Source organism: Nocardia sp. TBRC8007, from assembly GCF_056629435.1.
The window spans coordinates 1-225 of record NZ_JBWSOR010000246.1; the positions used below are offsets into that span (position 1 = coordinate 1).

The following is a 225-nucleotide window of genomic DNA, read 5'->3' on the forward strand; positions in this document are numbered from 1 at the left end:
ACCGCGGTCAACCCCGCCCGCCCGTGATAGCCGCGCCCCACCTGCGCACCGGCCACATACAACTCCCCCGCCACCCCCACCGGCACCGGCCGCAACCACGAATCCAACACGAACACCCGCATATTCCCCACCGGGGTGCCGATCGGAACCGACGCCCCCACCCCATCGGCCGCGTCATATTCCGAGACGCAAACAGTCGTCTCTGCCGGGCCATGGCTGTTGATA

The 225-nt window shown here is 68.0% G+C and carries 1 protein-coding gene; it reads right to left on the reverse strand.

The genetic code is table 11. The annotated features are described in order from the left end of the window. The coding region (locus tag ACX4ZE_RS23520; protein ID WP_480275655.1) for an AMP-binding protein at positions 1-224 on the reverse strand (224 nt) is incomplete at its 3' end. Position 225 lies beyond the last annotated feature (1 nt).